Source organism: Streptomyces sp. NBC_00385 (assembly GCF_035917155.1).
Taxonomy (GTDB): domain Bacteria; phylum Actinomycetota; class Actinomycetes; order Streptomycetales; family Streptomycetaceae; genus Streptomyces; species Streptomyces poriferorum.
Map to the genome: position 1 here is coordinate 7,250,551 of NZ_CP107951.1, position 23,160 is coordinate 7,273,710.

The 23,160-nt window shown below is 71.0% G+C and carries 24 protein-coding genes; 18 read left to right on the forward strand and 6 right to left on the reverse strand.

Features of this window, described 5'->3' with window-relative positions; all coding sequences use genetic code 11:
* Positions 1-99 precede the first annotated feature (99 nt).
* From argC to OG959_RS32340, 5 genes are read left to right on the forward strand one after another with little or no spacing between them, the layout of a single operon-like run.
* Entirely contained in the window at positions 100-1,128 is a 1,029-nt protein-coding gene (gene argC / locus OG959_RS32320; RefSeq protein WP_326664198.1) for an N-acetyl-gamma-glutamyl-phosphate reductase, read from the forward strand.
* Positions 1,125-2,279, forward strand: a complete 1,155-nt coding sequence (gene argJ, locus OG959_RS32325) for a bifunctional glutamate N-acetyltransferase/amino-acid acetyltransferase ArgJ (protein WP_326664200.1) — start codon at positions 1,125-1,127, stop codon at positions 2,277-2,279. Before argC ends, argJ begins: the two co-directional genes overlap by 4 nt.
* Complete coding sequence (gene argB, locus OG959_RS32330) at positions 2,276-3,178, forward strand: acetylglutamate kinase (protein WP_073737466.1); 903 nt, start codon at positions 2,276-2,278, stop codon at positions 3,176-3,178. Before argJ ends, argB begins: the two co-directional genes overlap by 4 nt.
* Positions 3,175-4,386, forward strand: coding sequence for an acetylornithine transaminase (locus tag OG959_RS32335; RefSeq protein ID WP_326664204.1), 1,212 nt, complete (start codon positions 3,175-3,177; stop codon positions 4,384-4,386). Before argB ends, OG959_RS32335 begins: the two co-directional genes overlap by 4 nt.
* Before the next feature lie 10 nt (positions 4,387-4,396).
* Entirely contained in the window at positions 4,397-4,933 is a 537-nt protein-coding gene (locus tag OG959_RS32340; RefSeq protein ID WP_326664206.1) for an arginine repressor, read from the forward strand.
* A gap of 7 nt (positions 4,934-4,940) precedes the next feature.
* Here the strand turns inward: OG959_RS32340 and OG959_RS32345 are convergent, their stop codons facing one another.
* The gene (locus OG959_RS32345) at positions 4,941-5,627 is read right to left on the reverse strand and encodes a L,D-transpeptidase family protein (protein ID WP_326666766.1); all 687 of its coding nucleotides are present in this window, start codon (positions 5,625-5,627) and stop codon (positions 4,941-4,943) included.
* A gap of 446 nt (positions 5,628-6,073) precedes the next feature.
* Here OG959_RS32345 and argH point away from each other — a divergent pair, with 446 nt between their 5' ends.
* The 3 genes from argH to OG959_RS32360 all read left to right on the forward strand — a co-directional run bounded on the left by argH (position 6,074) and on the right by OG959_RS32360 (position 9,521).
* Complete coding sequence (gene argH, locus OG959_RS32350; protein WP_326664208.1) at positions 6,074-7,507, forward strand: argininosuccinate lyase; 1,434 nt, start codon at positions 6,074-6,076, stop codon at positions 7,505-7,507.
* A 65-nt stretch (positions 7,508-7,572) separates the two neighbouring features.
* A complete protein-coding gene (locus tag OG959_RS32355; RefSeq protein ID WP_326664209.1) occupies positions 7,573-8,544 on the forward strand; it encodes an aldo/keto reductase in 972 nt (323 codons plus the stop codon).
* A gap of 86 nt (positions 8,545-8,630) precedes the next feature.
* Positions 8,631-9,521 (forward strand): sigma-70 family RNA polymerase sigma factor, encoded by an 891-nt coding sequence (locus tag OG959_RS32360; RefSeq protein WP_326664211.1) that lies wholly within the window; start codon positions 8,631-8,633, stop codon positions 9,519-9,521.
* A 21-nt stretch (positions 9,522-9,542) separates the two neighbouring features.
* Here the strand turns inward: OG959_RS32360 and OG959_RS32365 are convergent, their stop codons facing one another.
* Positions 9,543-10,067 carry an HAD domain-containing protein gene (locus OG959_RS32365; protein ID WP_326664213.1) on the reverse strand — a complete coding sequence of 175 codons (525 nt, stop codon included), beginning with the start codon at positions 10,065-10,067 and terminating at the stop codon, positions 9,543-9,545.
* Positions 10,068-10,152: 85 nt separating this feature from the next.
* Here OG959_RS32365 and OG959_RS32370 point away from each other — a divergent pair, with 85 nt between their 5' ends.
* Together OG959_RS32370 and OG959_RS32375 are read left to right on the forward strand one after the other, a co-directional pair.
* A complete protein-coding gene (locus OG959_RS32370) occupies positions 10,153-10,704 on the forward strand; it encodes a TetR/AcrR family transcriptional regulator (protein ID WP_306081537.1) in 552 nt (183 codons plus the stop codon).
* Entirely contained in the window at positions 10,701-12,245 is a 1,545-nt protein-coding gene (locus OG959_RS32375; RefSeq protein WP_219575416.1) for an MFS transporter, read from the forward strand. The genes OG959_RS32370 and OG959_RS32375 overlap by 4 nt, the downstream gene beginning before the upstream one ends.
* Positions 12,246-12,329: 84 nt before the next feature.
* Here OG959_RS32375 and OG959_RS32380 read toward each other — a convergent pair whose 3' ends face one another.
* Complete coding sequence (locus tag OG959_RS32380) at positions 12,330-13,001, reverse strand: lysophospholipid acyltransferase family protein (protein WP_326664219.1); 672 nt, start codon at positions 12,999-13,001, stop codon at positions 12,330-12,332.
* A 234-nt stretch (positions 13,002-13,235) separates the two neighbouring features.
* Here OG959_RS32380 and OG959_RS32385 point away from each other — a divergent pair, with 234 nt between their 5' ends.
* The 3 genes from OG959_RS32385 to OG959_RS32395 all read left to right on the forward strand — a co-directional run bounded on the left by OG959_RS32385 (position 13,236) and on the right by OG959_RS32395 (position 15,604).
* On the forward strand, positions 13,236-14,390 hold the full coding sequence (locus tag OG959_RS32385) for a glycerophosphodiester phosphodiesterase (RefSeq protein WP_326664221.1): 1,155 nt from the start codon (positions 13,236-13,238) through the stop codon (positions 14,388-14,390).
* Between the two features lie 106 nt (positions 14,391-14,496).
* Positions 14,497-15,063 carry an RNA polymerase sigma factor gene (locus OG959_RS32390; RefSeq protein ID WP_326664222.1) on the forward strand — a complete coding sequence of 189 codons (567 nt, stop codon included), beginning with the start codon at positions 14,497-14,499 and terminating at the stop codon, positions 15,061-15,063.
* A 37-nt stretch (positions 15,064-15,100) separates the two neighbouring features.
* Complete coding sequence (locus OG959_RS32395) at positions 15,101-15,604, forward strand: GNAT family N-acetyltransferase (RefSeq protein WP_326666768.1); 504 nt, start codon at positions 15,101-15,103, stop codon at positions 15,602-15,604.
* Here the strand turns inward: OG959_RS32395 and OG959_RS32400 are convergent.
* From OG959_RS32400 to OG959_RS32410, 3 genes are all read right to left on the reverse strand, one after another.
* Complete coding sequence (locus OG959_RS32400; protein ID WP_326664223.1) at positions 15,601-16,557, reverse strand: IS481 family transposase; 957 nt, start codon at positions 16,555-16,557, stop codon at positions 15,601-15,603. The genes OG959_RS32395 and OG959_RS32400 overlap by 4 nt on opposite strands.
* A 173-nt stretch (positions 16,558-16,730) precedes the next feature.
* On the reverse strand, positions 16,731-17,168 hold the full coding sequence (locus tag OG959_RS32405) for a hypothetical protein (RefSeq protein ID WP_326664224.1): 438 nt from the start codon (positions 17,166-17,168) through the stop codon (positions 16,731-16,733).
* A gap of 2 nt (positions 17,169-17,170) precedes the next feature.
* Positions 17,171-17,530, reverse strand: coding sequence for a hypothetical protein (locus OG959_RS32410; RefSeq protein ID WP_148016225.1), 360 nt, complete (start codon positions 17,528-17,530; stop codon positions 17,171-17,173).
* A gap of 701 nt (positions 17,531-18,231) precedes the next feature.
* On the opposite strand from OG959_RS32410, the gene OG959_RS32415 reads away from it, so the two are divergent.
* The 5 genes from OG959_RS32415 to cbiE all read left to right on the forward strand — a co-directional run bounded on the left by OG959_RS32415 (position 18,232) and on the right by cbiE (position 23,046).
* Positions 18,232-19,290: a methionine ABC transporter ATP-binding protein gene (locus OG959_RS32415; RefSeq protein WP_326664230.1), complete on the forward strand. Its 1,059-nt coding sequence runs from the start codon at positions 18,232-18,234 to the stop codon at positions 19,288-19,290.
* Positions 19,287-19,958 carry a methionine ABC transporter permease gene (locus OG959_RS32420; protein ID WP_148016227.1) on the forward strand — a complete coding sequence of 224 codons (672 nt, stop codon included), beginning with the start codon at positions 19,287-19,289 and terminating at the stop codon, positions 19,956-19,958. Before OG959_RS32415 ends, OG959_RS32420 begins: the two co-directional genes overlap by 4 nt.
* Before the next feature lie 73 nt (positions 19,959-20,031).
* Entirely contained in the window at positions 20,032-20,898 is an 867-nt protein-coding gene (locus OG959_RS32425) for a MetQ/NlpA family ABC transporter substrate-binding protein (protein ID WP_326664232.1), read from the forward strand.
* A 101-nt stretch (positions 20,899-20,999) separates the two neighbouring features.
* On the forward strand, positions 21,000-21,677 hold the full coding sequence (locus tag OG959_RS32430) for a GNAT family N-acetyltransferase (protein WP_326664234.1): 678 nt from the start codon (positions 21,000-21,002) through the stop codon (positions 21,675-21,677).
* A gap of 130 nt (positions 21,678-21,807) precedes the next feature.
* A complete protein-coding gene (cbiE, locus tag OG959_RS32435) occupies positions 21,808-23,046 on the forward strand; it encodes a precorrin-6y C5,15-methyltransferase (decarboxylating) subunit CbiE (protein ID WP_326664235.1) in 1,239 nt (412 codons plus the stop codon).
* The last annotated feature ends 114 nt before the right edge of the window (positions 23,047-23,160 follow it).

Here is a 23,160-nt window from a genome sequence, read left to right on the forward strand (position 1 = left end):
GCGTACCTGTGCCCGGGCCGCATGCCACCGGATGATCGCAAGTCTTTGCATAAAAGTGCAGGCTTGCGTATAGTCATGCCATCGACGAGGAGGATTTCGATGGTGGTACGTGCAGCGGTGGCAGGGGCGAGCGGATACGCCGGCGGGGAGCTGCTCCGCCTTCTGCTGGTCCACCCGGAGGTCGAGATCGGGGCCCTCACAGCGAACTCCAACGCGGGCCAGCCGCTCGGCGCCCTGCAGCCGCATCTGCGGCCACTGGCCGGCCGGGTGCTGCAGCCGACCACCCCCGAGGTGCTCGCCGGGCACGACGTGGTCTTCCTCGCTCTGCCGCACGGGCAGTCCGCCGCCGTGGCGGAGCAGCTCGGTGACGACGTGCTCGTGGTCGACATGGGGGCCGACTTCCGGCTCAAGGACGCCGCGGACTGGGAGAGGTTCTACGCCTCACCGCACGCCGGCACCTGGCCCTACGGTCTGCCCGAGCTGCCCGGCGGACGGGCGGCGCTGGCGGGGAGCAGGCGCATCGCGGTGCCCGGCTGCTACCCGACCGCCGTCTCGCTGGCGCTCTTCCCGGCGTACGCGGCCCAGCTCGCCGAGCCCGAGGCCGTGATCGTCGCCGCTTCCGGGACCTCCGGCGCCGGCAAGGCGGCCAAGCCGCATCTGCTCGGCTCCGAGGTGATGGGCAACATGTCGCCGTACGGCGTCGGCGGTGTCCACCGGCACACGCCCGAGATGATCCAGAACCTCAGCGCCGCCGCCGGCGAACCGGTCACCGTGTCGTTCACCCCGACCCTCGCCCCGATGCCCCGCGGCATCCTCGCCACGTGCAGCGCGAAGGCGAAGCCCGGCGTGAGCGCCGAGTCCCTGCGCGCCGCGTACGAGAAGGCCTACGCGGACGAGCCGTTCGTCGACCTGCTCCCCGAGGGGCAGTGGCCCGCGACCGCCTCCGTGTACGGCTCCAACGCCGTCCAGATCCAGGTCGCGTACGACGAGGCGGCCGGCCGGATCATCGTGATCAGCGCCATCGACAACCTCGCCAAGGGCACCGCGGGCGGGGCCCTGCAGAGCATGAACATCGCCCTCGGACTCCCCGAGGACACCGGACTTTCCACGATCGGAGTGGCACCGTGAGCGTCACGGCAGCACAGGGATTCTCCGCGGCGGGCATCGCCGCGGGAATCAAGGAGAGCGGCAACCCGGACCTGGCCCTCGTGGTCAACAACGGTCCGCGTCGTGCCGCCGCGGGCGTCTTCACCTCCAACCGTGTCAAGGCCGCTCCCGTCCTCTGGTCGGAGCAGGTACTCAAGGGCGGCGAGGTCTCCGCCGTCGTCCTCAACTCCGGCGGAGCCAACGCCTGTACGGGACCGCAGGGCTTCCAGGACACCCACGCCACCGCCGAGAAGGCGGCCGAGGTCCTCGAAGGCCACAGCGCCGGTGAGATCGCCGTCGCCTCGACCGGGCTCATCGGCCTGCTGCTCCCCATGGACAAGCTGCTGCCCGGCATCGAGAAGGCCGCGGCGGCCCTGAGCGAGCACGGCGGCGAGAAGGCCGCCATCGCCATCAAGACCACCGACACCGTCCACAAGACGGCCGTCGCCGGCGGCGAGGGCTGGACCGTCGGCGGCATGGCCAAGGGCGCGGGCATGCTCGCCCCCGGCCTGGCCACGATGCTCGTCGTCCTCACCACCGACGCCGACGTCGCCGCCCCCGCGCTCGACGCCGCGCTGCGCGACGCCACCCGGACCACCTTCGACCGGGTCGACTCCGACGGCTGCATGTCCACCAACGACACCGTGCTCCTGCTCGCCTCCGGGGCGAGCGGCATCACCCCGGAGCGGGGGGAGTTCGCCGAGGCCGTACGGGCCGTCTGCGACGACCTCGCCCGGCAGCTGATCGGTGACGCGGAGGGCGCCTCCAAGGACATCCGGATCGAGGTCGTGAACGCCGCGACCGAGGACGACGCCGTGGAGGTGGGCCGCTCCATCGCCCGTAACAACCTCCTCAAGTGCGCCATCCACGGCGAGGACCCCAACTGGGGCCGGGTGCTCTCCGCCATCGGCACGACGAAGGCGGCCTTCGAGCCGGACGAGCTGAACGTCGCCATCAACGGCGTCTGGGTCTGCAAGAACGGCGGAGTCGGCGAGGACCGCGACCTCGTCGACATGCGCTACCGGGAGGTCAGGATCACCGCCGACCTCGCCACGGGCACCGAGTCGGCCGTCATCTGGGCCAACGACCTCACCGCGGACTACGTCCACGAGAACAGCGCGTACAGCTCATGACCACCGCGCGGAAGCACACCGCACTCCCGAAGGCGCAGATCCTCATCGAGGCGCTGCCCTGGCTGACCCGGCACAACGGCAAGACCGTCGTCATCAAGTTCGGCGGCAACGCCATGATCGACGAGGAGCTGAAGGCCGCCTTCGCCCAGGACGTCGTCTTCCTGCGGCACGCCGGCCTCAAGCCCGTCGTCGTGCACGGCGGCGGCCCGCAGATCAGCGCCCAGCTCGACAAACAGGGCCTGGTCAGCGAGTTCAAGGCCGGTCTGCGCGTCACCACGCCCGAGGCGATGGACGTCGTACGGATGGTGCTCGCCGGGCAGGTCCAGCGCGAGCTCGTCGGTCTGCTCAACCAGCACGGTCCGCTGGCCGTGGGCATGACCGGTGAGGACGCCCACACCATCACCGCGATCCAGCACCGCCCCGTGATCGACGGCGAGGCCGTCGACATCGGCCGGGTCGGCGAGATCACCGCGATCGACACCGGGGCCATCCAGGCGCTGCTGGACGACGGCCGCATCCCGGTCATCTCCTCCATCGCCCGCTCGGCGGAGGACAACCACGTCTACAACGTCAACGCCGACACCGCGGCCGCCGCCCTGGCCGCCGCGCTGAACGCCGAGACGCTGATGGTCCTCACCGACGTCGAGGGCCTGTACGAGGACTGGCCCAACAGCGACGACGTGATCAGCCGCCTCACCGCCACCGAGCTGGAGAAGCTCCTGCCGGAACTCTCCAGCGGCATGGTGCCCAAGATGCAGGGCTGCCTGCACGCCGTGCGCAACGGCGTGGAGACGGCCCGCGTCATCGACGGCCGGGTCCAGCACTCGATCCTGCTGGAGATCTTCACCGACGAAGGAATCGGCACGATGGTCGTGCCCGACGCACAGGGGGAAGCATGACCAACGCCGAGCTCTCGCAGCGGTGGCAGCACGCGCTGATGGACAACTACGGCACCCCGAAGCTGTCCCTCGTCCGCGGCGAAGGCGCCCATGTGTGGGACGCCGACGGCACCCGGTACCTCGACTTCGTCGGCGGCATCGCGGTGAACGCCCTGGGCCACGCCCACCCCGCGGTCGTCGAGGCGGTCTCCACCCAGATCGCCTCCCTCGGCCACGTCTCCAACCTCTTCGTCGCCGAGCCGCCCGTGGCGCTCGCCGAACGGCTCCTCCAGCTCTTCGGCCGCACCGGCAAGGTCTACTTCTGCAACTCGGGCGCCGAGGCCAACGAGGCCGCGTTCAAGATCGGCCGGCTGACCGGACGTACCCACATGGTCGCCACCGACGGCGGCTTCCACGGGCGGACCATGGGAGCCCTCGCGCTCACCGGCCAGCCGAAGAAGCGCGAACCGTTCGTCCCGCTGCCCGGTGATGTCACGCACGTCCCGTACGGGGACGTCGAGGCGCTGCGGTCCGCGGTGACCACCGACACCGCGCTGCTCGTCATCGAGCCCATCCAGGGCGAGAACGGCGTGGTCGTGCCGCCCAAGGGTTACCTGGAGGCGGCCCGCGAGATCACCCGGGCCACCGGCACCCTCCTCGTCCTCGACGAGGTGCAGACCGGCATCGGCCGGTGCGGCACCTGGTTCGAGCACCAGGCCCACCAGGGCGTGGAGCCCGACCTGGTCACACTCGCCAAGGGGCTGGGCGGCGGACTGCCGATCGGCGCCACGGTGGCGTTCGGCGCGGCTGCCGACCTGCTCGCACCCGGCCAGCACGGCACGACGTTCGGCGGCAACCCCGTCGCCTGCGCCGCCGGTCTCGCGGTCCTGGACACCCTGGCCGCCGACGGTGCGCTGGACAACGTGAAGCGGCTCGGCGAGCGGATCCGCAACGGCGTGGAGGGCCTCGGGCACCCCCTGGTCTCCCACGTCCGGGGCTCCGGCCTGCTGCTGGGTATCGTGCTCACCGAGCCCCTCGCACCCCAGGTGCAGCAGGCGGCTCAGGGAGCCGGACTCCTGGTGAACGCACCCGCCCCCGATGTCGTACGGCTGATGCCGCCGCTGATCATCGGTGAGGCGGACGTGGACGCGTTCCTCCAGGCACTGCCCGGTGCCCTCGACGCGGCATACGGGGACGGACGATCCGGGGCAGGACGCACCGGAGAATGAGGCGACGACGATGACCGAGGCGCAGGAAACCGAGCACGGCGGGCCGTCCGTGCCGCAGACCCGCACCGCACGCCACCGCCGGATCGTGGACATCCTGAACCGGCAGCCGGTGCGCTCGCAGAGCCAGCTGGCCAAGCTCCTCGCGGACGACGGGCTGAGCGTCACCCAGGCGACGCTCTCCCGGGACCTGGACGAGCTGGGCGCGGTGAAGATCCGCAACACCGGCGGCGAGCTGATCTACGCGGTGCCGAGCGAGGGCGGATTCCGTACCCCGCACGCACCGCTGGGCGGCTCCGCCAAGGAGGAGCGGATGCGCCGTCTCTCCGCCGAACTGCTGATCTCGGCGGAGGCCTCGGCCAACCTCGTCGTGCTGCGTACGCCTCCGGGCGCCGCCCAGTTCCTCGCCTCGGCGATCGACCAGGCCGAGCTGCACGACATCCTCGGCACCATCGCCGGTGACGACACGCTCATGCTGATCAGCCGGGACCCGGCCGGCGGGCAGGCGCTCGCCGACCATCTGCTGCGGCTCGCACAGAACGACCGCTGACGAGCGGTCAGTACCGGGTGATCGCGGTCGGGCCCGAGCGGGTCCCGATCGCGATATGCGGACGACGGACCGGATCGGCCCAGGCCAGGATCCGGTCCATCGCGGCCGCCGGCACGGAGACACAGCCGGCGGTCGCGCCGCGTCCGTCGACATGGAGGAAGATCCCGGCGCCGCGTCCCCGTACCGGCCGGTCGTAGTTGAAACCGATGACGAGGGCACGCGCGTACTGCGTCGGGTACGTGATCAGGTGCTCGGCCTCGTCCGCCCGGCAGTCGGCGGGACGCGGCTCCACCCACCGGTTGTAGGCCCGCGACGCGTTGTCCTGACACCACCACGACCGGTCGCCGACCCGGCGGTACGGATAGCGCGTCCCGGGTCGGGCCGCCTCGACCCCGAAGGCGTACGGCAGTGCGTACAGCCCGGTGGGCGTCGTGTCCGTGCCCTGCTCGCGCGAAGCGCCCTCGGCCAGCCCGTTCGCCCCGAACCGCGCGGGCGCCGACCCGGCCGCCACCCATCGGCCGCCCCGCAGACTCCACCAGGTGACCGTGCCCGTGGTGGAGGCGGTACCGGGCGCCTCGGCCGTGATCAGCTGGCTGCCGCCGCCCGTGTCGGCCAGCCGCCACGGCAACGGCGCCGCCACCGGGGGCCGGGCTCCGACGAGACCGGCGAGAGCGAGCAGGACCGAACCGGTCACCAGGACCGACCGGCACACGGGGGGCGGGTGAAGGAGCGCGGCAGATGCGCGTGCCCAGCCCCGCGACGCCGCCCCCCATGTGCCGGTCGGTCCAAGTCTGCGCATGCTCCGGACCGTAGACCGCCCGCCGCCCGGCCACCTGCCGACCTGCTCCGTACGGCCCAGCCGCTCAGGGGCCAGGGCGGTGGGACGCGTACCCCGCCGCCCGCGACAGCCGCTGCGCCGCCACCCGCACCGCCCGCGGCCGGTCGCGCGCGTTCCGCGGGGCGCCCCGTCGCCAGCTTTGACAAAACATACAGAGGACCGCATAGTTATGCCTGTTAGTGATTGCGGCAGTGGCTGCACCGTGGAGCGCGCCGTGAGCAGGCGTCCGTGACCGAGGGTGCCGCACTCGCACGGGCAAGCGGTCGCACATCCAACCCCCTGGTTCTTCCGAGGAGCACGCAGTGAGCAACGGCAACGGCAACGGCGACGTACGTCTCTGGGGCGCCCGCTTCGCGGACGGTCCGGCCGAGGCGCTGGCCAGGCTGTCCGCGTCCGTCCACTTCGACTGGCGGCTCGCGCCGTACGACATCGCCGGCTCCCGCGCCCACGCGCGCGTCCTCAACAAGGCGGGCCTGCTCACCGAGGACGAGCTGAAGCGGATGACCGCCGGGCTCGACCAGCTGGAAGCAGACGTCGCGGACGGCTCCTTCACCGGGACGATCGCCGACGAGGACGTCCACACCGCTCTGGAGCGCGGGCTGCTGGAGCGGCTCGGCCCCGATCTCGGCGGAAAGCTGCGTGCCGGACGGTCCCGCAACGACCAGATCGCCACGCTCTTCCGGATGTACCTGCGCGACCACGCCCGCATCATCGGCGGACTGATCGCCGGGCTCCAGGACGCCCTCGTCGGCCTCGCCGAGGCCCACCCGGACGTGGCCATGCCCGGCCGTACGCACCTCCAGCACGCCCAGCCGGTGCTCTTCGCCCACCACGTCCTGGCACATGTGCAGTCCCTGTCCCGGGACGCGGAGCGACTGCGGCAGTGGGACGAGCGGACCGCGGTGTCCCCGTACGGCTCCGGGGCCCTCGCCGGTTCCTCGCTCGGGCTCGACCCCGAGGCGGTCGCGGCCGACCTCGGCTTCGAGCACGGTTCGGTGGGCAACTCCATCGACGGAACGGCCTCGCGGGACTTCGTCGCCGAGTTCGCCTTCATCACCGCGATGATCGGCGTCAACCTCTCCCGGATCGCCGAGGAGATCATCATCTGGAACACGAAGGAGTTCTCCTTCGTCACCCTGCACGACGCCTTCTCCACCGGCTCCTCGATCATGCCGCAGAAGAAGAACCCCGACATCGCCGAACTGGCACGGGGCAAGTCCGGACGGCTCATCGGCAACCTGACCGGCCTCATGGCCACGCTCAAGGCCCTGCCGCTCGCGTACAACCGCGACCTCCAGGAGGACAAGGAGCCGGTCTTCGACTCCTGTGACCAGCTCGAAGTCCTGCTCCCCGCCTTCACCGGCATGATGGCCACCCTCACCGTCAACCGCGCGCGCATGGAGGAGCTGGCCCCGGCGGGGTTCTCGCTCGCCACCGACATCGCCGAGTGGCTGGTCAAGAAGGGCGTGCCCTTCCGGGTCGCCCACGAGGTCGCCGGTGAGTGCGTCAAGGAGTGCGAGCACCACGGCATCGAGCTCGACGAGCTGACCGACGAGCAGTTCGCGAAGATCTCCGAGCACCTCACCCCCGAGGTCCGTACGGTCCTCAACGTGGCCGGTGCGCTCGCCTCCCGCAACGGGCGCGGCGGTACGGCTCCCTCGGCCGTCGCCGTCCAGCTGGCAGAGCTCAAGGCGGACCTGGCGGCCCAGCACGCCTGGGCGGCCGCCCGCGGGTAGCCGCGGGTGCATCGCGGGCTACGTTGGGGGTAGGGGAGATTCCTGCCGACGACGAGGAGCCCGCGATGCCGTTCGCCCGACTGACCACAGCGACCACTCCGACCGCTCACATCGGGCTCGGCCTCGCAGCGGTCGGCAGGCCCGGCTACATCAATCTCCACCGCGACCGCGACCTGCCCGGCGAGCGGACCGTCGAGGACCTGCGCGCCCGGACGCACGAGCTGCTGGACGCGGCCTACGCGCAGGGCGTCCGGTACTTCGACGCCGCCCGTTCCTACGGCCGCTCGGAGGAGTTCCTCGGTGACTGGCTGACCGCCCGGCCAGAGGTCCGCGACGTCGTCGTCGGAAGCAAGTGGGGTTACACGTACACCGCCGGCTGGAGCGTCGACGCCGAGGCGCACGAGGTCAAGGACCACAGCCCCGCCACGTTCGACCGCCAGCGCGCCGAGACCGGCGAGCTGCTCGGGGACCGGCTCGACCTCTACCAGATCCACTCGGTGACCCCCGACAGCCCGGCGCTCACAGACAAGGAACTGCACGCCCGGCTCGCCGCGCTCGCCGCGGACGGGGTCAGCGTCGGCCTCTCCACCAGCGGACCGGCCCAGGCCGAAGCGATCCGCGCCGCCCTCGCCGTCACGGTGGACGGCGAACCCCTCTTCCGTACCGTCCAGGCCACCTACAACGCCCTGGAGACCTCGGCCGGACCGGCGCTCGCCGAGGCCCATGCCGCCGGGCTCACCGTCATCGTCAAGGAAGCCATGGCCAACGGCCGGCTCGCGGGAACGGAGGCGCCCGCCGCGATGCGGGAGATCGCCGCCGAGGAAGGGCTGGGCAGCGACGCGGTCGCGCTGGCGCTGGTGCTGCACCAGCCCTGGGCCGGTGTCGTGCTCTCCGGCGCGGCGACCGTCACCCAGCTCGCCGGCAACCTCCACGCGGCCGTCCTCGACCTCGACGAGGAACGCAGGGCCGGGCTGGACGCGCTGGTCGAGGAGCCGGAGGCGTACTGGCGGCACCGCGCGTCGCTCCCGTGGAGCTGAGCCTTCCCCGTACTCCTGTCACATCGCACCGCTCCGGTACGTCAGCGTGGTGACGGGGTGACGGCACACGACGCAGGAGGACGGCTGTGGACGGAAACGAGTTCCTGGCGGCACGGTTCGAGGAGAACCGGAGCCATCTCAAGGCGGTCGCCTACCGGATGCTCGGCTCCGACAGCGAGGCGGAGGACGCCGTCCAGGAGGCCTGGATCCGTCTCGGCCGCTCCGACAGTGCGGCGATCGGCAACCTGGGCGGCTGGCTGACCACCGTGGTCGGCCGGGTCTGCCTGGACATCCTGCGCTCGCGCCGGACCCGCCGGGAGGAACCCCTGGAGGCCGGCGAGCCGGATGCGCACCGGCCCGGCCGCACGCTGGGGCCACAGCCGGGCGCCGACCCGGAGCAGCAGGCGCTGATGGCCGACTCGGTGGGCCTCGCCCTGCTCGTCGTGCTCGAGACGCTGGAACCGGCCGAGCGCCTGGCCTTCGTGCTGCACGACATGTTCGCGGTGCCCTTCGACGAGATCGCCCGGATCGTGGACCGCACCCCGGCCGCCGCCCGGCAGCTCGCCAGCCGGGCCCGCCGCCGGGTCCAGGGCGCCGACCCGGTGCCCGACCCGGACGCGGTCCGCCGGCGGGAGGTCGTCGACGCGTTCCTCGCCGCCGCCCGCAGCGGCGACTTCGACGCGCTCGTCGCCGTGCTCGACCCGGATGTCGTGGCCCGGTCCGAAGGGGCGGCCGGAGCCGCCTCGCTCGTGCGCGGGGCCGCGAACGTGGCCCGGCAGGCCATCATGTTCGCCCCGTACGGCCGGTCGGCGCGGTTCGCCCTGCTCGACGGCGCCCCGGCCGTCGTCTCGGAGGTGGAGGGGCGGCGCTTCTCGGTCATGCGGTTCACGATCGAACGCGGAAAGGTGGTCGAGCTGTTCGTGATCAACGACCCGGCGCGGCTGCCCGGGCTCGACCTGGTCCTCCTCGGCGACTGAGCGAAGGGCGGGCGGGGGCGGTCAGCCGGACGTTCCCCGGCCGTCCGCCCACGCGGCCAGCGTGTCGAAGTCGGCCCGCTCCAGGCCGATCCGCGGATCCGTCGTCAGCAGCAGGCTCGCGCCGCCCGCACCCTGCTCGGCGACCCACGCCCGGTCCCGGTCGGTGATCTCGTCGTCGACCCATGCGAACGGCCGCCCGGCCGCGTACTCCACGACGTACCGCGTCTTCCAGTACGTCCCGGCCGGTGCGGCGCCGTGCATGTCCGGCCAGTCGATGTACGGCAGCCGAGGCAGCCCCAGACGCGGCCCGATCCACTCGTTCGCCTCGTCCTTCCAGGTGGTCGCCCAGATCAGCTCGTAGCGGCCGGCCAGCGCGAGCAGCTCCCCGCCGTGCTCCGGGTTGAGCAGAACGGGCAGGGCCGCGCCCTCGGTCCACCCTGACGGCCGCATGAGATGCCTGGTGTATCCGTCCGGCGTGCGGCGGCGGGAGAGCGCTGCGTACGGATTGAGCGGACCGTCGATGTCGATCAGCAGCAGCGGCTTCATGCGGACATGGTCCTCCGCGCACGGTGAGCGGCGCGAGCCCATTTCCGGTGAGACGTTAGTGTCTCGTATGAGTTAGTGTCGTCTCATGACTCTTGATCGTGAGCAGGTGCTGCGCAGCGCCGCCGCCCTGCTGACCCGCAAATCGACGGCCACGATGGACGAGGTGGCCAAAGCCGCCGGTATCGGCCGCGCCACCCTGCACCGGCACTTCGCCGGACGGGACGCACTGGTCAGGGCGTTGGAGGAGCTGGGGATCCAGGAGTTCGAAGCGGCCCTCGACGCCGCGGTGCTGGACGAGGGCACCTCGCAGGAGGCGCTGCGCCGGTTCGTCGCCGCGATCGAGCCCAGCGCCGGGCTCCTCTCCTTCCTCGTGACCGAGAATCAGCTCTTCGAGGGCGACGGACAGAACGACGGCTGGGACCGGCTGGACGCCCGCGTCGCCGCGTTCTTCCGGCGCGGCCAGGAGCGCGGCGAGATCCGCATCGACCTGACCCCGGCCTGGCTGACCGAAGCGCTCTACGGGCTCATCAGCAGCGCCGCGTGGGCCGTTCAGGCGGGCCGGGTGGCCGGACAGGACTTCGCGTACATGATCGTCGAGTTGCTGCTCGGCGGCGCACGCCGGAGCGTGGAGCAATGAGCAGCATGGAACAGCAACCGGAGCCCGCGCCCGAGCTGTACCGCCCCGGGCGGTGGATCGCGCTGTCCGTGCTCGTGCTCGCGGTGCTGCTGGTGGCCATCGACGCCACCGTGCTGGGCCTCGCGACCCCGTTCCTCAGCGAGGACCTCGAACCGACCGGCACCCAGCTGCTCTGGATCGGCGACGTCTACTCCTTCGTCATCGCCGGGCTCCTGGTCTCGATGGGCAGCCTCGGCGACCGGATCGGCCGTAAGAAGCTGCTGTTGTGCGGTGCCACCGCCTTCGGCGCGGTCTCGGTGCTCAACGCGTACGCGAACACGCCCGAGATGATGATCCTGGCGCGGGCCCTGCTCGGTGTCGCCGGCGCCACCCTGATGCCGTCCACCCTCGCCCTGATCCGCAACCTCTTCCACGACGCGCGGGAGCGCAGCCTCGCCATCGGTATCTGGGGCGCGATGGCCTCGGCGGGCGCGGCCGTCGGCCCCGTCGTCGGCGGATTCCTGCTGGAGCACTTCTGGTGGGGCTCGGTCTTCCTGATCAACGTGCCGGTCATGGCGGTACTCGTCGTGGTCGGCATCAAGATGATCCCCGAGTCGAAGAACCCCGCACCCGGACCCTGGGACCTGCTGAGCGTGGCGCTCTCCCTGGTCGGCATGATCGGGGTCGTCTACGCCATCAAGGAGCTCGCCGCACACGGCGGAAGCTGGGAGGTCGCCCTCTCGGGCCTGGGCGGCCTGGCGTTGCTCATCTGGTTCGTACGCCGGCAGTTCCGGCTTCCCGCCCCGCTGCTCGACATGCGGCTCTTCCATCACCGGGGATTCTCCGGCGCGGTGCTCGCTGACCTGCTGACCATCCTCGGCCTCTCCGGCCTGGTCTTCTTCCTCTCCCAGTTCCTGCAACTGGTCCAGGGGCGCGGACCGCTGGAGGCAGGACTCGCCGAACTTCCCGCCGCGGTCGGTGCGGTCACGGCCGGTCTGCTGGCCGGGACCACCGCCCGCCGCTACTCCGTACGCGTCGTGGTGACCGGGGGCCTCGCCGGGATCGGCCTGTCACTGGCCGCGGTCTCCGCCGTCCACAAGGACACCGCCTATCCGCTGATCGGCGCGCTCCTGCTGGTCGTCGGCGTGGGGGCGGGCTTCGCCTTCACGGTCACCTCCGACGTGATCCTCTCCAGCGTCCCGAAGGAGCACGCCGGATCCGCGTCCGCGGTCTCCGAGACGGCGTACGAGCTGGGAGCCGCCCTCGGCATCGCCCTGCTCGGCTCCATCGTCACCGGGGTGTACCAGGGCTTCAACGCCCCCGCCGGAACCCCGCCGGACATCGCGGCGGCCGCCCACGAGTCGCTGGGCGGCGCGGTCGAGGCGGCCGAGGCGCTGCCCGAACCGGAGGCGACGACCCTGGTCTCCGCCGCCCAGGACGCCTTCGTCGACGGGCTGGGGGCCGCCTCCGCCATCGGCGCGGTGGTGCTGATGGCGACGGCGGTCGCCGCCTGGTTCCTGCTGCGCGGCCAGGAGCTGGAGGAAGGCATCGTGCACGACTGACGCGGGCACGCGGAAGGGCCCGTACCGCCGACCGGGGTACGGGCCCTTCCCATGTTTCTGTGTGCCGCGCCGTCGGGCTCCGGCTCAGGCGGCCTTGGCCTTCGTCGCATACATGTCGACGTACTCCTGGCCGGACAGCCGCATCACCTCGGCCATCACGGAGTCCGTCACCGCCCGCAGCACATAGCGGTCGCGGTCCATGCCCTCGTAACGCGAGAACTCCATCGGCTCACCGAAGCGGACCGTGACCTTGCCGGGCCTCGGCAGACCGGCGCCGCCCGGCTGCAGCTTGTCCGTACCGATCATCGCGAAGGGCACCACCGGAGCCCCCGTCATCAGCGTCAGGCGCGCGATGCCCGTACGGCCCCGGTAGAGGCGGCCGTCGGGGGAGCGAGTGCCCTCCGGGTAGATCGCGAAGGCGTTGCCCTCCTCCAGGATCCGGCGGCCCGTCATGAGTGCCGCGACACCGCCGCGGCCGCCGTCCCGGTCCACCGGGATCATGCCGACACCCGTGAAGAACCAGGCCATCAGCCGGCCCTTGAACCCCTTGCCCGTGACGTACTCGTCCTTGCCGATGAAGAACACCGGACGGTCGCAGCAGATCGGCATGATCATCGAGTCGATGAACGTCAGGTGGTTGCCCGCCAGGATCACCGGCCCGGAGCCCGGAATGTTCTCGATGCCCTCCATCCGCGGACGGAACATCAGACGCAGGATCGGTCCGAGCACTGCCTTGATGAGTGCGAGTCGGGACAACGGTTCCTCCGGTGTAGTGGCCGGGCCGGCCGAGGCGACGGATGGTGAGGGTCCATGCAGGTGAGGACGATACTCGCGGGTACTCGCTGATCGCACATCGGGTTCACTCAGTGGATACGCAGTGTTGACGTGTGTTTGCGCCATGTTCGCCCGGATGGCGCCGTCCGGACCGCACCGCTGCCTACGCTCGGTCCTCGCCCGACAGGTGCCGGACATCACATGCGAGGAGCATTCATGACAGAGCGTGCGCAGGCCCGTCCCGGACGACGGACCGTCATGGGCGTGGGGGCCGCCGTACTCGGCACCGCCGCCCTCGGAGTCACCGGAACGGCGCAGGCGGCAGGCAGGTCCGGCGGGCGCGGCGGTCACCGCCTCGACCTGCCGGTGCCGACCGTCATCGGACACCGCGGCACCAGCGGATACCGCCCCGAGCACACGCTCGGCTCCTACCAGCTGGCCCTCGACATGGGTGCGCACATCATCGAGCAGGACGTGGTGCCGACCAGGGACGGCCATCTCGTATGCCGTCACGAGAACGACATCACCGCCACGACCGATGTCGCCGCCCACCCCGAGTTCGCGAGCCGCCGGACGACGAAGAAGGTCGACGGCGTCTCCCTGACCGGCTGGTTCACCGAGGACTTCACCCTCGCCGAGCTGAAGACGCTGCGGGCCAAGGAGCGCATCCCCGGCAACCGCCAGAAGAACACGCTGTACGACGGCCGCTGGGAGGTCCCCACCTTCGAGGAGGTCCTGCGCTGGGCCGACCGCGAGGGCCGGCGGCGCGGAAAGCCCGTCTGGCTGTACGTCGAGACCAAGCACCCCACCTACTTCCGCGGCCTGGGCCTCGGCCTGGAGGAGCCGCTCGCCAAACTGCTGCACCGCTACGGCCGGCACCGCGCCCAGTCGCCGCTCATCCTCCAGTCCTTCGAACCCGGCAGCATCCAGCGGCTGTCGAAGCTCGTCGCCACTCCGCGCGTCGTGCTGCTCTCCGGCGCCGGCTCCAAGCCCTGGGACTTCGTGGCGTCCGGCGACCCGCGCACCACCGACGACCTGGTGAAGCCCGCAGGCCTGAAGTGGATGGCGTCCTTCGCGCAGGGCATCGGCCCCACCCTGGACCTGATCATCCCCAAGGACGGCTCGGGCCGGCTCACCACGCCCACCACCCTGGTGCGGGACGCGCACGCGCAGGGTCTGATCCTGCACCCGTACACGATGCGCAACGAGAACACCTTCCTGCCCGCCGACTTCCGCCGGGGCACGGACCCCAACGCCTACGGGGACGCCTTCGGCGCCTTCGCGGCGTACTTCGCCACGGGAATCGACGGGATCTTCTCCGACAACCCGGACACGGCCCTGCTCGCGGCGGCGGACTTCGCGGGCGAGTAGCGGACCCCGGGAGCCGAGTCGTCAGCACCCGGCCGGGGCGTGCCCCGGTCGGGTGGTCCCGGCAGGTTCGGCGGCCGGCGGACGGTATTGCGGATCGGGTGGGGGCATGACGCTTCTCGATCTTCCGCACGCCCTGCCCGCCCAGGGCGCCGCGATCCTCGTCCGCACCCTGTACCCCCTGGTCAGAGCCGAGGCGAGGGCGGAAGCCGCGGCCTTTGCCACCGGCGCCGCCGTCGACCCCGCCGACCTCGAACAGGCCGTCTGGCTGCGGCTGCTGGAGCGGCCGGCCGGTCAGGGACCGCCCCCGGACACCGCCCGCTGGGTGCGGGCCACCGTCAGGGCGGAGGCCCGCCGGGCCCGCCGCACAGCCCGGCGCGAGCGCCCCTACCGCGACGAGAGGACCGCCGACCTCTCCGGCGGCCCGGAGCGCGCCGCACTCGGAGCCGACCAACGCCGGATGCTGCACGCCGCGGTGGACCGGCTCCCCGGCCCCTGCGCCCGCTTACTGCGCGCGCTTCTCGCCCCGGGCGATCCCACCTACCGGGAAATCGCAGGGGAGTTGGGTATGTCACAGGGGAGTTTGGGTCCGATCCGTTCCCGATGCCTTGGATGTCTGCGCAGAATGCTGGCGGCGGAGGTTGTAGCTCCTGAACTGCGGGGAAAGGAGCGGTAGACAACCGGCGGATCAGGTGAGCGAGAGGCATGCGCAGATGGGCATGAGCGTGATCATCTCGGCGGCGAAGGCACAGGACGCCGAACAGATCTTGAAACTCCAGTACCTCTGTTTTCAGAGCGAGGCGGAGCTCTACGGGAACTACCGGATCGACCCGCTCGTCGAGACCCTCGACGCGATGCGCGCCGAGATCGCCACGAACCTGGTGTTCGTGGCACGGCTCGGCGAGGAAGTCGTCGGTTCGGTACGCGGGTCGGTGGGACAGGACGGTGCGGGTGAGATCGGGCGGCTCTGCGTCCACCCCCGGCTCCGGGGACACGGCCTCGGCGCCCGCCTGCTGGGAGCGGTGGAGGCAGGACTCACCGACCAGCGGTCGGCCACCCGCTACTGCCTGCACACCGGACACCGCAGCGAGGGCAATCTGCGGCTCTACCGGCGGGCCGGCTATGCCCCCGTCGGCGACTCCACCGGTCAGGACGGCGTCCGGATGATCCTCCTGGAGAAGGAGGCATCGGCGCCCGCCTACGTGACGAGCGCCTAGGTGTATTGACCCGCAGCGTTGTTGACACGGCTGATGGGCGGGTGTCCGTCGATTGCGGTGTGGCAGCGGTGGTGGTTGTAGGTGTGGAGGAAGTCTGCCAGGGCCTCGGTCCGTTCGGTGTTCGAGGTGTAGGGCCGGATGTAGGCCCATTCGTCGAGCAGTGTGCGGTTGAAGCGTTCGACCTTGCCGTTGGTCTGGGGCCGGTAGGGGCGGGTGAGCTTGCCGGTCGCGCCGAGGTCGGCCAGGGCTGTCTTCCAGGCCAGGCCCTTGCGGTAGGCCCATGCGTTGTCGGTCAGGACCCGTTCGATGCGGGTGATGCCGTGGGCGTGGAAGAAGGCGGCCGCACGGGTCAGGAAGCCCGCGCAGGTCGCGACCCTCTCATCGGGGTGGATCTCGCTGTAGGCGAGGCGGGAGTGGTCGTCGACGGCGGAGTGGACGTAGTCGAATCCCATCTGGCTGCGGGTGGCCCGGCCGGCCTGGCGGCCCAATGTCCTGTGGCCGCCGCCGTCGGGGATCCGGCCGAGTTTCTTCACGTCGACGTGGATCAGCTCGCCGGGCCGTTCACGTTCGTAGCGGCGGATCACGGTGCCGGTCGGCCGGTCGATCCACGCGAGCCGGTTCAGCCCGTGGCGGGTCAGGATCCGGTGCACCGTTGAGGCGGGCAGGCCCAGGACCGGGCCGATCCTTGCCGGTCCCAGTTTGCGGGACCGCCGCAGGTCGCAGACCTTTGCCTCGGTGCCGGCCGGGGTCCGGTGCGGCGTCGTACGCGGGCGGCTGGAGCGGTCGTGCAGGCCGGCCTCGCCTTCGGCCCGCCACCGCCGCATCCACTTGTGGGCGGTGGCCCGGGATATACCCATCTCGGCTGCGACGTGGGCGACCGGGCGGCCCGACCGGACCCGTTCGACCAACAGGCGCCTACCGAAAACTGTCAGCCGAGCATTACGGTGGAACACGAAGACCTCCGTGCGGTGAGTTCCTAGACAGCTCCCACCACACCGGAGGTCTTCGTCATGTTCAAGACCTGCCGAGTGTCAACAACGCTCGTGATCAATACACCTAGGGCCTTTCGTTTGGATCAGGCCGGACCCAGCGAGCCCGGCATGATCCAAACGAGAGGCCCCAGGAGTCACGCGGTCCGGGCGCGGCGCAGCCACATCATCCCGGTGACCGGAAGGATCACCGGGATGAACAGGTAGTCCCGGCCGAAGTACGACCAGACGGTGGCGTCCGAGAACGCCGAAGGCTCGACCAGCGTCCACGTACCCACGATCAGCACTCCGGCGAGTTCGGCGGCACAGCACACCAGGGCCGTCCGCCGTGCCCTCTCACCCCCGCGCACCAGCGAGTAGGTGATGAAGCCGTAGACCGCCGCGGCGGCGGCCGACAGCACGTAGGACAGCGGGGCCCTGCCGAAGTCCAGGATCATCTGGACGATCGCCCGGGACGCCGCCGCGACGGTGAACACGCCGTAGAACCAGACCAGGACCCGCCCGGGGCCGGTGCCCAGGTCGAAGGGCCGCTTCTCTCCGGCGGCCGCTGCGGGGGTGCGATCGGTGTCGGTCACGGTCAGTTTCCCCAGATGTCGTAGAGCCGTACTTCGAGAACGGCCAGCACGACCGCGCCCGCCGCCACCGTCACCGAACCCCACCGGGTCCGCTCGCTCAGCGACAGGAAGCCCGCCGCCGGTACGGCGAGGAAGGCCCCGATCAGATACGCGATGAAGATGGTCATGCCCTGCTCCGGCCGCTCACCGCGGGCCAGCTGCACGATCCCCACCACCAGCTGGGACAGCGCCAGCAGGGTGACCACGGCCATCCCGATGAAGTGCCAGTCCTTGGTCGGCTGGTCCCGGTAGGCGGCGAATCCGCACCAGGCGGCGAGGGCGAGGGCGGCCACACCGACCGCGATCGTCAGGGCGTCAAGCATGAGCCGAGGGTATTACGGGCCGCCGGGGCCGTTGCGTGCGCCCCCGCGCCCGTACCCCGCTGCCGGCCGGAGGGGAGAGGTGGCCCGGGGCCCGGCGTGGAGGGGCGTCGAGCCCCGCACAGAGGTGCGCCGGGCCCGCGCGGAGCCGTACCGGGCCCTCGCGCAGGTGCGGACGGCCGGGGTGGAGGTCGTGGCCTTGGCCACACATCCGCGCGGACCGGGCCGGTGAGGGCGGGTCCCGGTCCACGCCCATCCTCGGTATCCGTGCAGGTCACAGCCTTGAGGTCGGAGGCCGTCCGGGCCCGCCGGGCGGAGGCGGCGCACCATCCACGGCCGTCCGCTATCCGGACAGCCGGTTCGGCGTGGACCTCACGTCTGTTTTACTTGGCCCATGACCACGACGAGCAGCCGCATCCTTGCGACCGAGGCGATCACGACGCCCGGTGCTCGTTGTATGTGTCGAATGCGCGCCTTCTGAGGGCCCACGCCAGAGCCTCGCGCCCCGAAGCGAGAGCGAGCCGGAGCCGTCCGCACCCAGCGGAACGCGCCCTTCCAGCACGTTGCCCCGCGGCCACCGCCGCGCCCGGCCGTGCCGGGACCCCGCTCGCCACGTCCGATCGAAACGTCCGGACAGCCTCATCGGACGACTTCCCCGTGCCCGGCGGACACCGCGCCGCGCACTCGACAGTGACGGAAACCCTGTGATCACCACTACGGGCCTCACGAAGGTCTACCAGTCGCGCGGCCGTGAGGTCACCGCCCTGGACGGCGTCGACCTGCACGTCCGCGAGGGCGAGGTGTACGGCGTCATCGGGCAGAGCGGCGCCGGGAAATCCTCCCTCATCCGCTGCGTCAACCTGCTGGAGCGCCCCACCACCGGCACCGTGACCGTCGCGGGCCAGGACCTCACCGCGCTCGCGGGCCGCGGCCGGCGAGCCGGCAAGGAACTGCGCGAGGCGCGCAGCCGCATCGGGATGGTCTTCCAGCACTTCAACCTGCTGGCCTCCCGCACCGTCCAGGGCAATGTGGAACTCCCGCTGGAGATCCTCGGCGTCACCGGCCGCGAACGGTCCCGCAAGGCGCTCGAACTCCTCGACCTGGTCGGCCTCGCGGACAAGGCCAAGGCCTACCCGGGCCAGCTCTCCGGCGGCCAGAAGCAGCGCGTCGGCATCGCCCGCGCACTCGCCGGCGACCCCAAGGTGCTGCTCTCCGACGAGGCGACCTCGGCCCTGGACCCCGAGACCACCCGCTCCATCCTCCAGCTGCTGCGCGACCTCAACCAGCAGCTCGGCCTCACCGTCCTGCTCATCACGCACGAGATGGACGTCGTCAAGACGATCTGCGACTCCGCCGCGCTGATGCAGAAGGGGCGCATCGTCGAGTCCGGAACCGTCGGCGACCTGCTCGCCACCCCCGGCTCCGCACTCGCCCACGAACTGTTCCCGGTCGGCGGCAGCGCCTCCGGCCCCGACCGCACGGTCGTCGACGTCACCTTCCACGGCGACGCGGCCGGCCGGCCGGTGATCTCGCAGCTCTCCCGTACGTACAACATCGACATCTCGATCCTGGGTGCCGCGATGGACACCGTCGGCGGCAAGCAGATCGGCCGGATGCGCATCGAGCTGCCCGGCCGGTTCGAGGAGAACGTCGTCCCGATCGGTTTCCTGCGCGAGCAGGGACTGCAGGCCGAACTCGTCGAGGGCACAGAGACCGAACCCGTCACCATCCCCGCACCGCTCACCAAGGAGGTGGCGAAGTGACCTGGTCCGAAATGCAGCCGCTGCTGACGCAGGGCACCGTCGACACCCTCTACATGGTCCTGTGGTCCGCCGTCGTCACCGTCCTGGCCGGACTGCCGCTCGGGGTGCTGCTCGTCCTCACCGACAAGGGCGGACTGCTGCAGAACACCCCGGTGAACAAGGTCATCGGGGTGATCGTGAACATCGGCCGCTCGCTGCCGTTCATCATCCTGCTGATCGCCCTGATCCCCTTCACCACCTGGGTCGTCGGCACCTTCATCGGCCCGACCGCGATGATCGTGCCGCTCGCCGTGGGCGCCATCCCGTTCTTCGCGCGGCTCGTCGAGACGGCGGTCCGCGAGGTCGACCACGGCCTCGTCGAAGCGGTCCAGTCCATGGGCGGCTCCATTCCCACGATCGTCCGCAAGGTCCTCCTTCCGCAGGCCCTGCCGTCGCTCGTCTCCGGCGTCACCACCACCGTCATCGTGCTCATCGGCTACTCCGCGATGGCCGGAGCGGTCGGCGGCGAAGGGCTCGGCTCCAAGGCCGTCACCTATGGGTTCCAGCGCTTCGACAACCAGTTCATGCTCATCACCGTCGTGCTGCTGGTCGTCATCGTGACCGTGATCCAGCTGATCGGCGACGGAGCCGTACGCCTGCTGGCCCGCCGCGGCCGCACCACCACCTGAGACTTCATCTCCCCAAGAGCCCGCACTCCTTGTCCGGGCGTACCACCATCACCACCTGAAAGAGGCACTCTTCGTGCGTAAGAACATCAAGATCACCGCTGCTGCTGCCGCCACCGCCGCCCTCGCCTTCGGCCTCACCGCCTGCGGCACGGACTCCGACCCGGCGTCCAAGTCCGGCACCGGCGCCAATGCCGACACCTCCAAGGCCCTCGTCGTCGCCGCGTCCCCGACGCCGCACGCCGACATCCTGGGCTTCGTCAAGAAGAACCTGGCGGCCAAGGCCGGCCTCAAGCTGGAGGTCAAGGAGTTCACGGACTACGTCCTGCCGAACACCGCCACCGAGACCGGCCAGGTCGACGCCAACTTCTTCCAGCACCAGCCCTACCTGGACGACTTCAACAAGAAGAACGACACCCACCTGGTCTCCGTCGGCACCGTGCACCTGGAGCCCCTCGGCCTCTACTCCAAGAAGGTCAAGGACCTGGGCGACATCAAGTCCGGCCAGACCATCGCCGTACCCAACGACACCACCAACGAGGGCCGTGCGCTCCAGCTCCTCGCCGAGAACGGCCTGATCACCCTCAAGGCAGGCGTCGGCACCAGCGCCAAGCTGAGCGACATCACCGACAAGAAGGGCCTGGAGTTCAAGGAGCTGGAGGCCGCGACCGTCCCCCGCGCCCTGAACGACGTGGACGCCGCCGTCATCAACGGCAACTACGCCATCGAGGCCGACCTCAAGCCCGCCACGGACGCCCTGGTGCTGGAGAAGGCCGAAGGCAACCCGTACGCCAACATCATCGCCGTGAAGAAGGGCAACGAGAAGGACCCCCGCGTCGAGAAGCTCGTGAAGCTCCTCCACTCCGACGAGGTCAAGAAGTTCATCGAGGACAGCTACCAGGGTTCGGTCATCCCGGCCTTCGGTACCGCAGCCAAGTCCTGACACCCGCACGGCACTTGCCCGCGGAGCCCCGCACACCCCGCCCGGGTGCGCGGGGCTCCGCCGTGCCGACCCGGCCATGCACAAGGTCCGCCCGATGCTGCATGCTGTGCCTTTACACGGTCTTCGGCATGGAGCTGCGCATGACTTCCACCTTTCCGGACATCTCCATCAGCACGGACCGGTTGGTGCTGCGCCCGTTCGACATGGCGGACATCCCCGCGTACATCGAGATGATGAACGACGAACTCGTCGTCGCCTGGACCGAGGCGCCCTACCCCTACACCCAGGTCGACGCCGAACGCTGGGTCCGCAGGATCGCTCCCGCACAGCGGACCAAGGGCGACGGCATCGTGCTCGCCGTCACCGAGTTCCTCACCCAGCGCCTCGTCGGCTCGGTCCGGCTGCGCAACACCGACTGGCACACCCGTGCCACCGAGGCCGCCTATGTCACCGCCCCATGGGCGCGCGGTGAGGGCTACGCCACCGAGTCGGTCCTGGCCCTGGCCCAGTGGCTCTTCCGCGACCAGGCCTTCGAGCGCATCGAACTGCGTACCGCCGCCGACAACACCGCCTCCCAGCAGGTCGCGCAGAAGCTCGGCTGCATCAGTGAGGGGGTCCTGCGCAACGCCCGCATAGCCCGCTCACAGACCGAGGACGGAGGATGGACCGACATCAGGACCGATCTGATCGTCTGGGGCCTGCTCCCGGAGGACCTCGAAGGGGTGGCCGAAGAGCTCGCCGACGCGGGCGGCTACGGCACCTACAACGACTGGAACTGAGAGCGGCCGGGCAGATGCTCCGCCATTCCCGGGGCACCGACCCCGCACCGGTCCGGACCGGGTAGCCTCACCCTGCCCCCACCCCGGGCAACCAGCCCCACCTGCGACAACACCAGGAGACTGACGACAGATGGCCGACCGGGTCACAGTGATCGGCTGGGACGGCTCGCCACTGACCAGAGCGGCCACGGCCGCGCTCTCGGCCGCCACCCTCGTCGCCGGAGCCGCCCACCACCTCGCGCTGCCCGAAGTCCCCCACGGCGCGGAGCGGATCCGCCTCGGCTCCGTCGACCTCGCGGCCCGCCGCATCGCCGGCCACCGCGGCAGCGCCGTCGTCCTCGCCGACGGCGATCCCGGATTCTTCGGCGTCGTCCGCACCCTGCGCGCCCCCGAGCACGGCCTCGAAGTCGAAGTGGTGCCCGCCGTCTCCTCCGTCGCCACCGCCTTCGCCCGCGCCGGCATGCCGTGGGAGGACGCCCAGACCGTCGTCGCCCACCCCCGCACCCTGCGCCGCGCGGTGAACGTGTGCCGCGCCCACCACAAGGTCGCCGTCCTCACCTCGCCCGGTGCGGGCCCCGCCGAACTCGCCCTGCTGCTCGAAGGCGTCCACCGCACCTTCGTCATCTGCGAGGAACTCGGCACCGACCGCGAACAGGTCACCGTCGTCACCTCGGACGCCGCCGCCGACCACGTCTGGCGCGACCCCAACGTCGTCATCGTCATCGGGGGAGGCCCCGAACGGCGGGCCGAAGGAGCCTGGATCGCGGGCCGCCACCCCGCCTACCCCCAGGGCGTACGAGGCTGGGCGCTGCCCGCCGACGCCTACCGCGGCGGGGGAACGGATGCCCACGGCGGAAGCGGCGAGGGCGAGGGCCCGGGACTGCGCGCCGCCCAACTCGCCCACCTCGGACCCCGGACCGGCGACCTGCTCTGGGACATCGGTTCCGGCAGCGGCGCCCTGGCCGTGGAGGCGGCCCGCTTCGGTGCCGCCGTCCTGGCCGTCGACAGCGACCCCGACGCCTGCGCCCGCACGACCGCGGCGGCCCGGGCCTTCGGAGTCCAGCTCCAGGTCGTCGAGGGCCGGGCTCCGCACGTGCTGGAGCGGCTGCCCGAGCCCGACGTCGTACGGATCGGGGGCGGCGGAGCCTCCGTCGTCACCGCTGTCGCCGACCGCAGGCCCGAGCGGATCGTGACGCACGCGTCGACCCGGGACGAGGCCGAGACACTGGGCGCGGCCCTCACCGAGAACGGATACGCGGTCTCCTGCTCGCTCCTCCAGTCCGTCGAACTGGACACGGCCGCATGGGCGGAGCGCGAACGCACGGTCGTCTTTCTGCTTTCCGCACTGCGTTCGGACCTTGCCCCCTGACCCGGTCGGCTTACGGTGCGAGGTAGGCTGGCCGATTGTTGCACCGCGCCCGGACGTTCGTCGCTTCGTTCGTCAATGTCCGGAAAAGGGGACCGTTTTGGCCCCCGTTGTGGT

What these genes read in the sequence shown, in the direction of transcription:
- OG959_RS32375 (WP_219575416.1), top strand. Translation starts at nt 10,701, where the DNA reads ATGAGCAGCATGGAACAGCAACCGGAGCCCGCGCCCGAGCTGTACCGC.
- OG959_RS32410 (WP_148016225.1), bottom strand. Translation starts at nt 17,530, where the DNA reads ATGCTTGACGCCCTGACGATCGCGGTCGGTGTGGCCGCCCTCGCCCTC.
- OG959_RS32370 (WP_306081537.1), top strand. Translation starts at nt 10,153, where the DNA reads ATGACTCTTGATCGTGAGCAGGTGCTGCGCAGCGCCGCCGCCCTGCTG.
- OG959_RS32355 (WP_326664209.1), top strand. Translation starts at nt 7,573, where the DNA reads ATGCCGTTCGCCCGACTGACCACAGCGACCACTCCGACCGCTCACATC.
- OG959_RS32390 (WP_326664222.1), top strand. Translation starts at nt 14,497, where the DNA reads ATGACGCTTCTCGATCTTCCGCACGCCCTGCCCGCCCAGGGCGCCGCG.
- OG959_RS32365 (WP_326664213.1), bottom strand. Translation starts at nt 10,067, where the DNA reads ATGAAGCCGCTGCTGCTGATCGACATCGACGGTCCGCTCAATCCGTAC.
- argB (WP_073737466.1), top strand. Translation starts at nt 2,276, where the DNA reads ATGACCACCGCGCGGAAGCACACCGCACTCCCGAAGGCGCAGATCCTC.
- OG959_RS32430 (WP_326664234.1), top strand. Translation starts at nt 21,000, where the DNA reads ATGCTGTGCCTTTACACGGTCTTCGGCATGGAGCTGCGCATGACTTCC.
- OG959_RS32385 (WP_326664221.1), top strand. Translation starts at nt 13,236, where the DNA reads ATGACAGAGCGTGCGCAGGCCCGTCCCGGACGACGGACCGTCATGGGC.
- OG959_RS32340 (WP_326664206.1), top strand. Translation starts at nt 4,397, where the DNA reads ATGACCGAGGCGCAGGAAACCGAGCACGGCGGGCCGTCCGTGCCGCAG.
- OG959_RS32395 (WP_326666768.1), top strand. Translation starts at nt 15,101, where the DNA reads ATGGGCATGAGCGTGATCATCTCGGCGGCGAAGGCACAGGACGCCGAA.
- cbiE (WP_326664235.1), top strand. Translation starts at nt 21,808, where the DNA reads ATGGCCGACCGGGTCACAGTGATCGGCTGGGACGGCTCGCCACTGACC.
- argC (WP_326664198.1), top strand. Translation starts at nt 100, where the DNA reads ATGGTGGTACGTGCAGCGGTGGCAGGGGCGAGCGGATACGCCGGCGGG.
- OG959_RS32335 (WP_326664204.1), top strand. Translation starts at nt 3,175, where the DNA reads ATGACCAACGCCGAGCTCTCGCAGCGGTGGCAGCACGCGCTGATGGAC.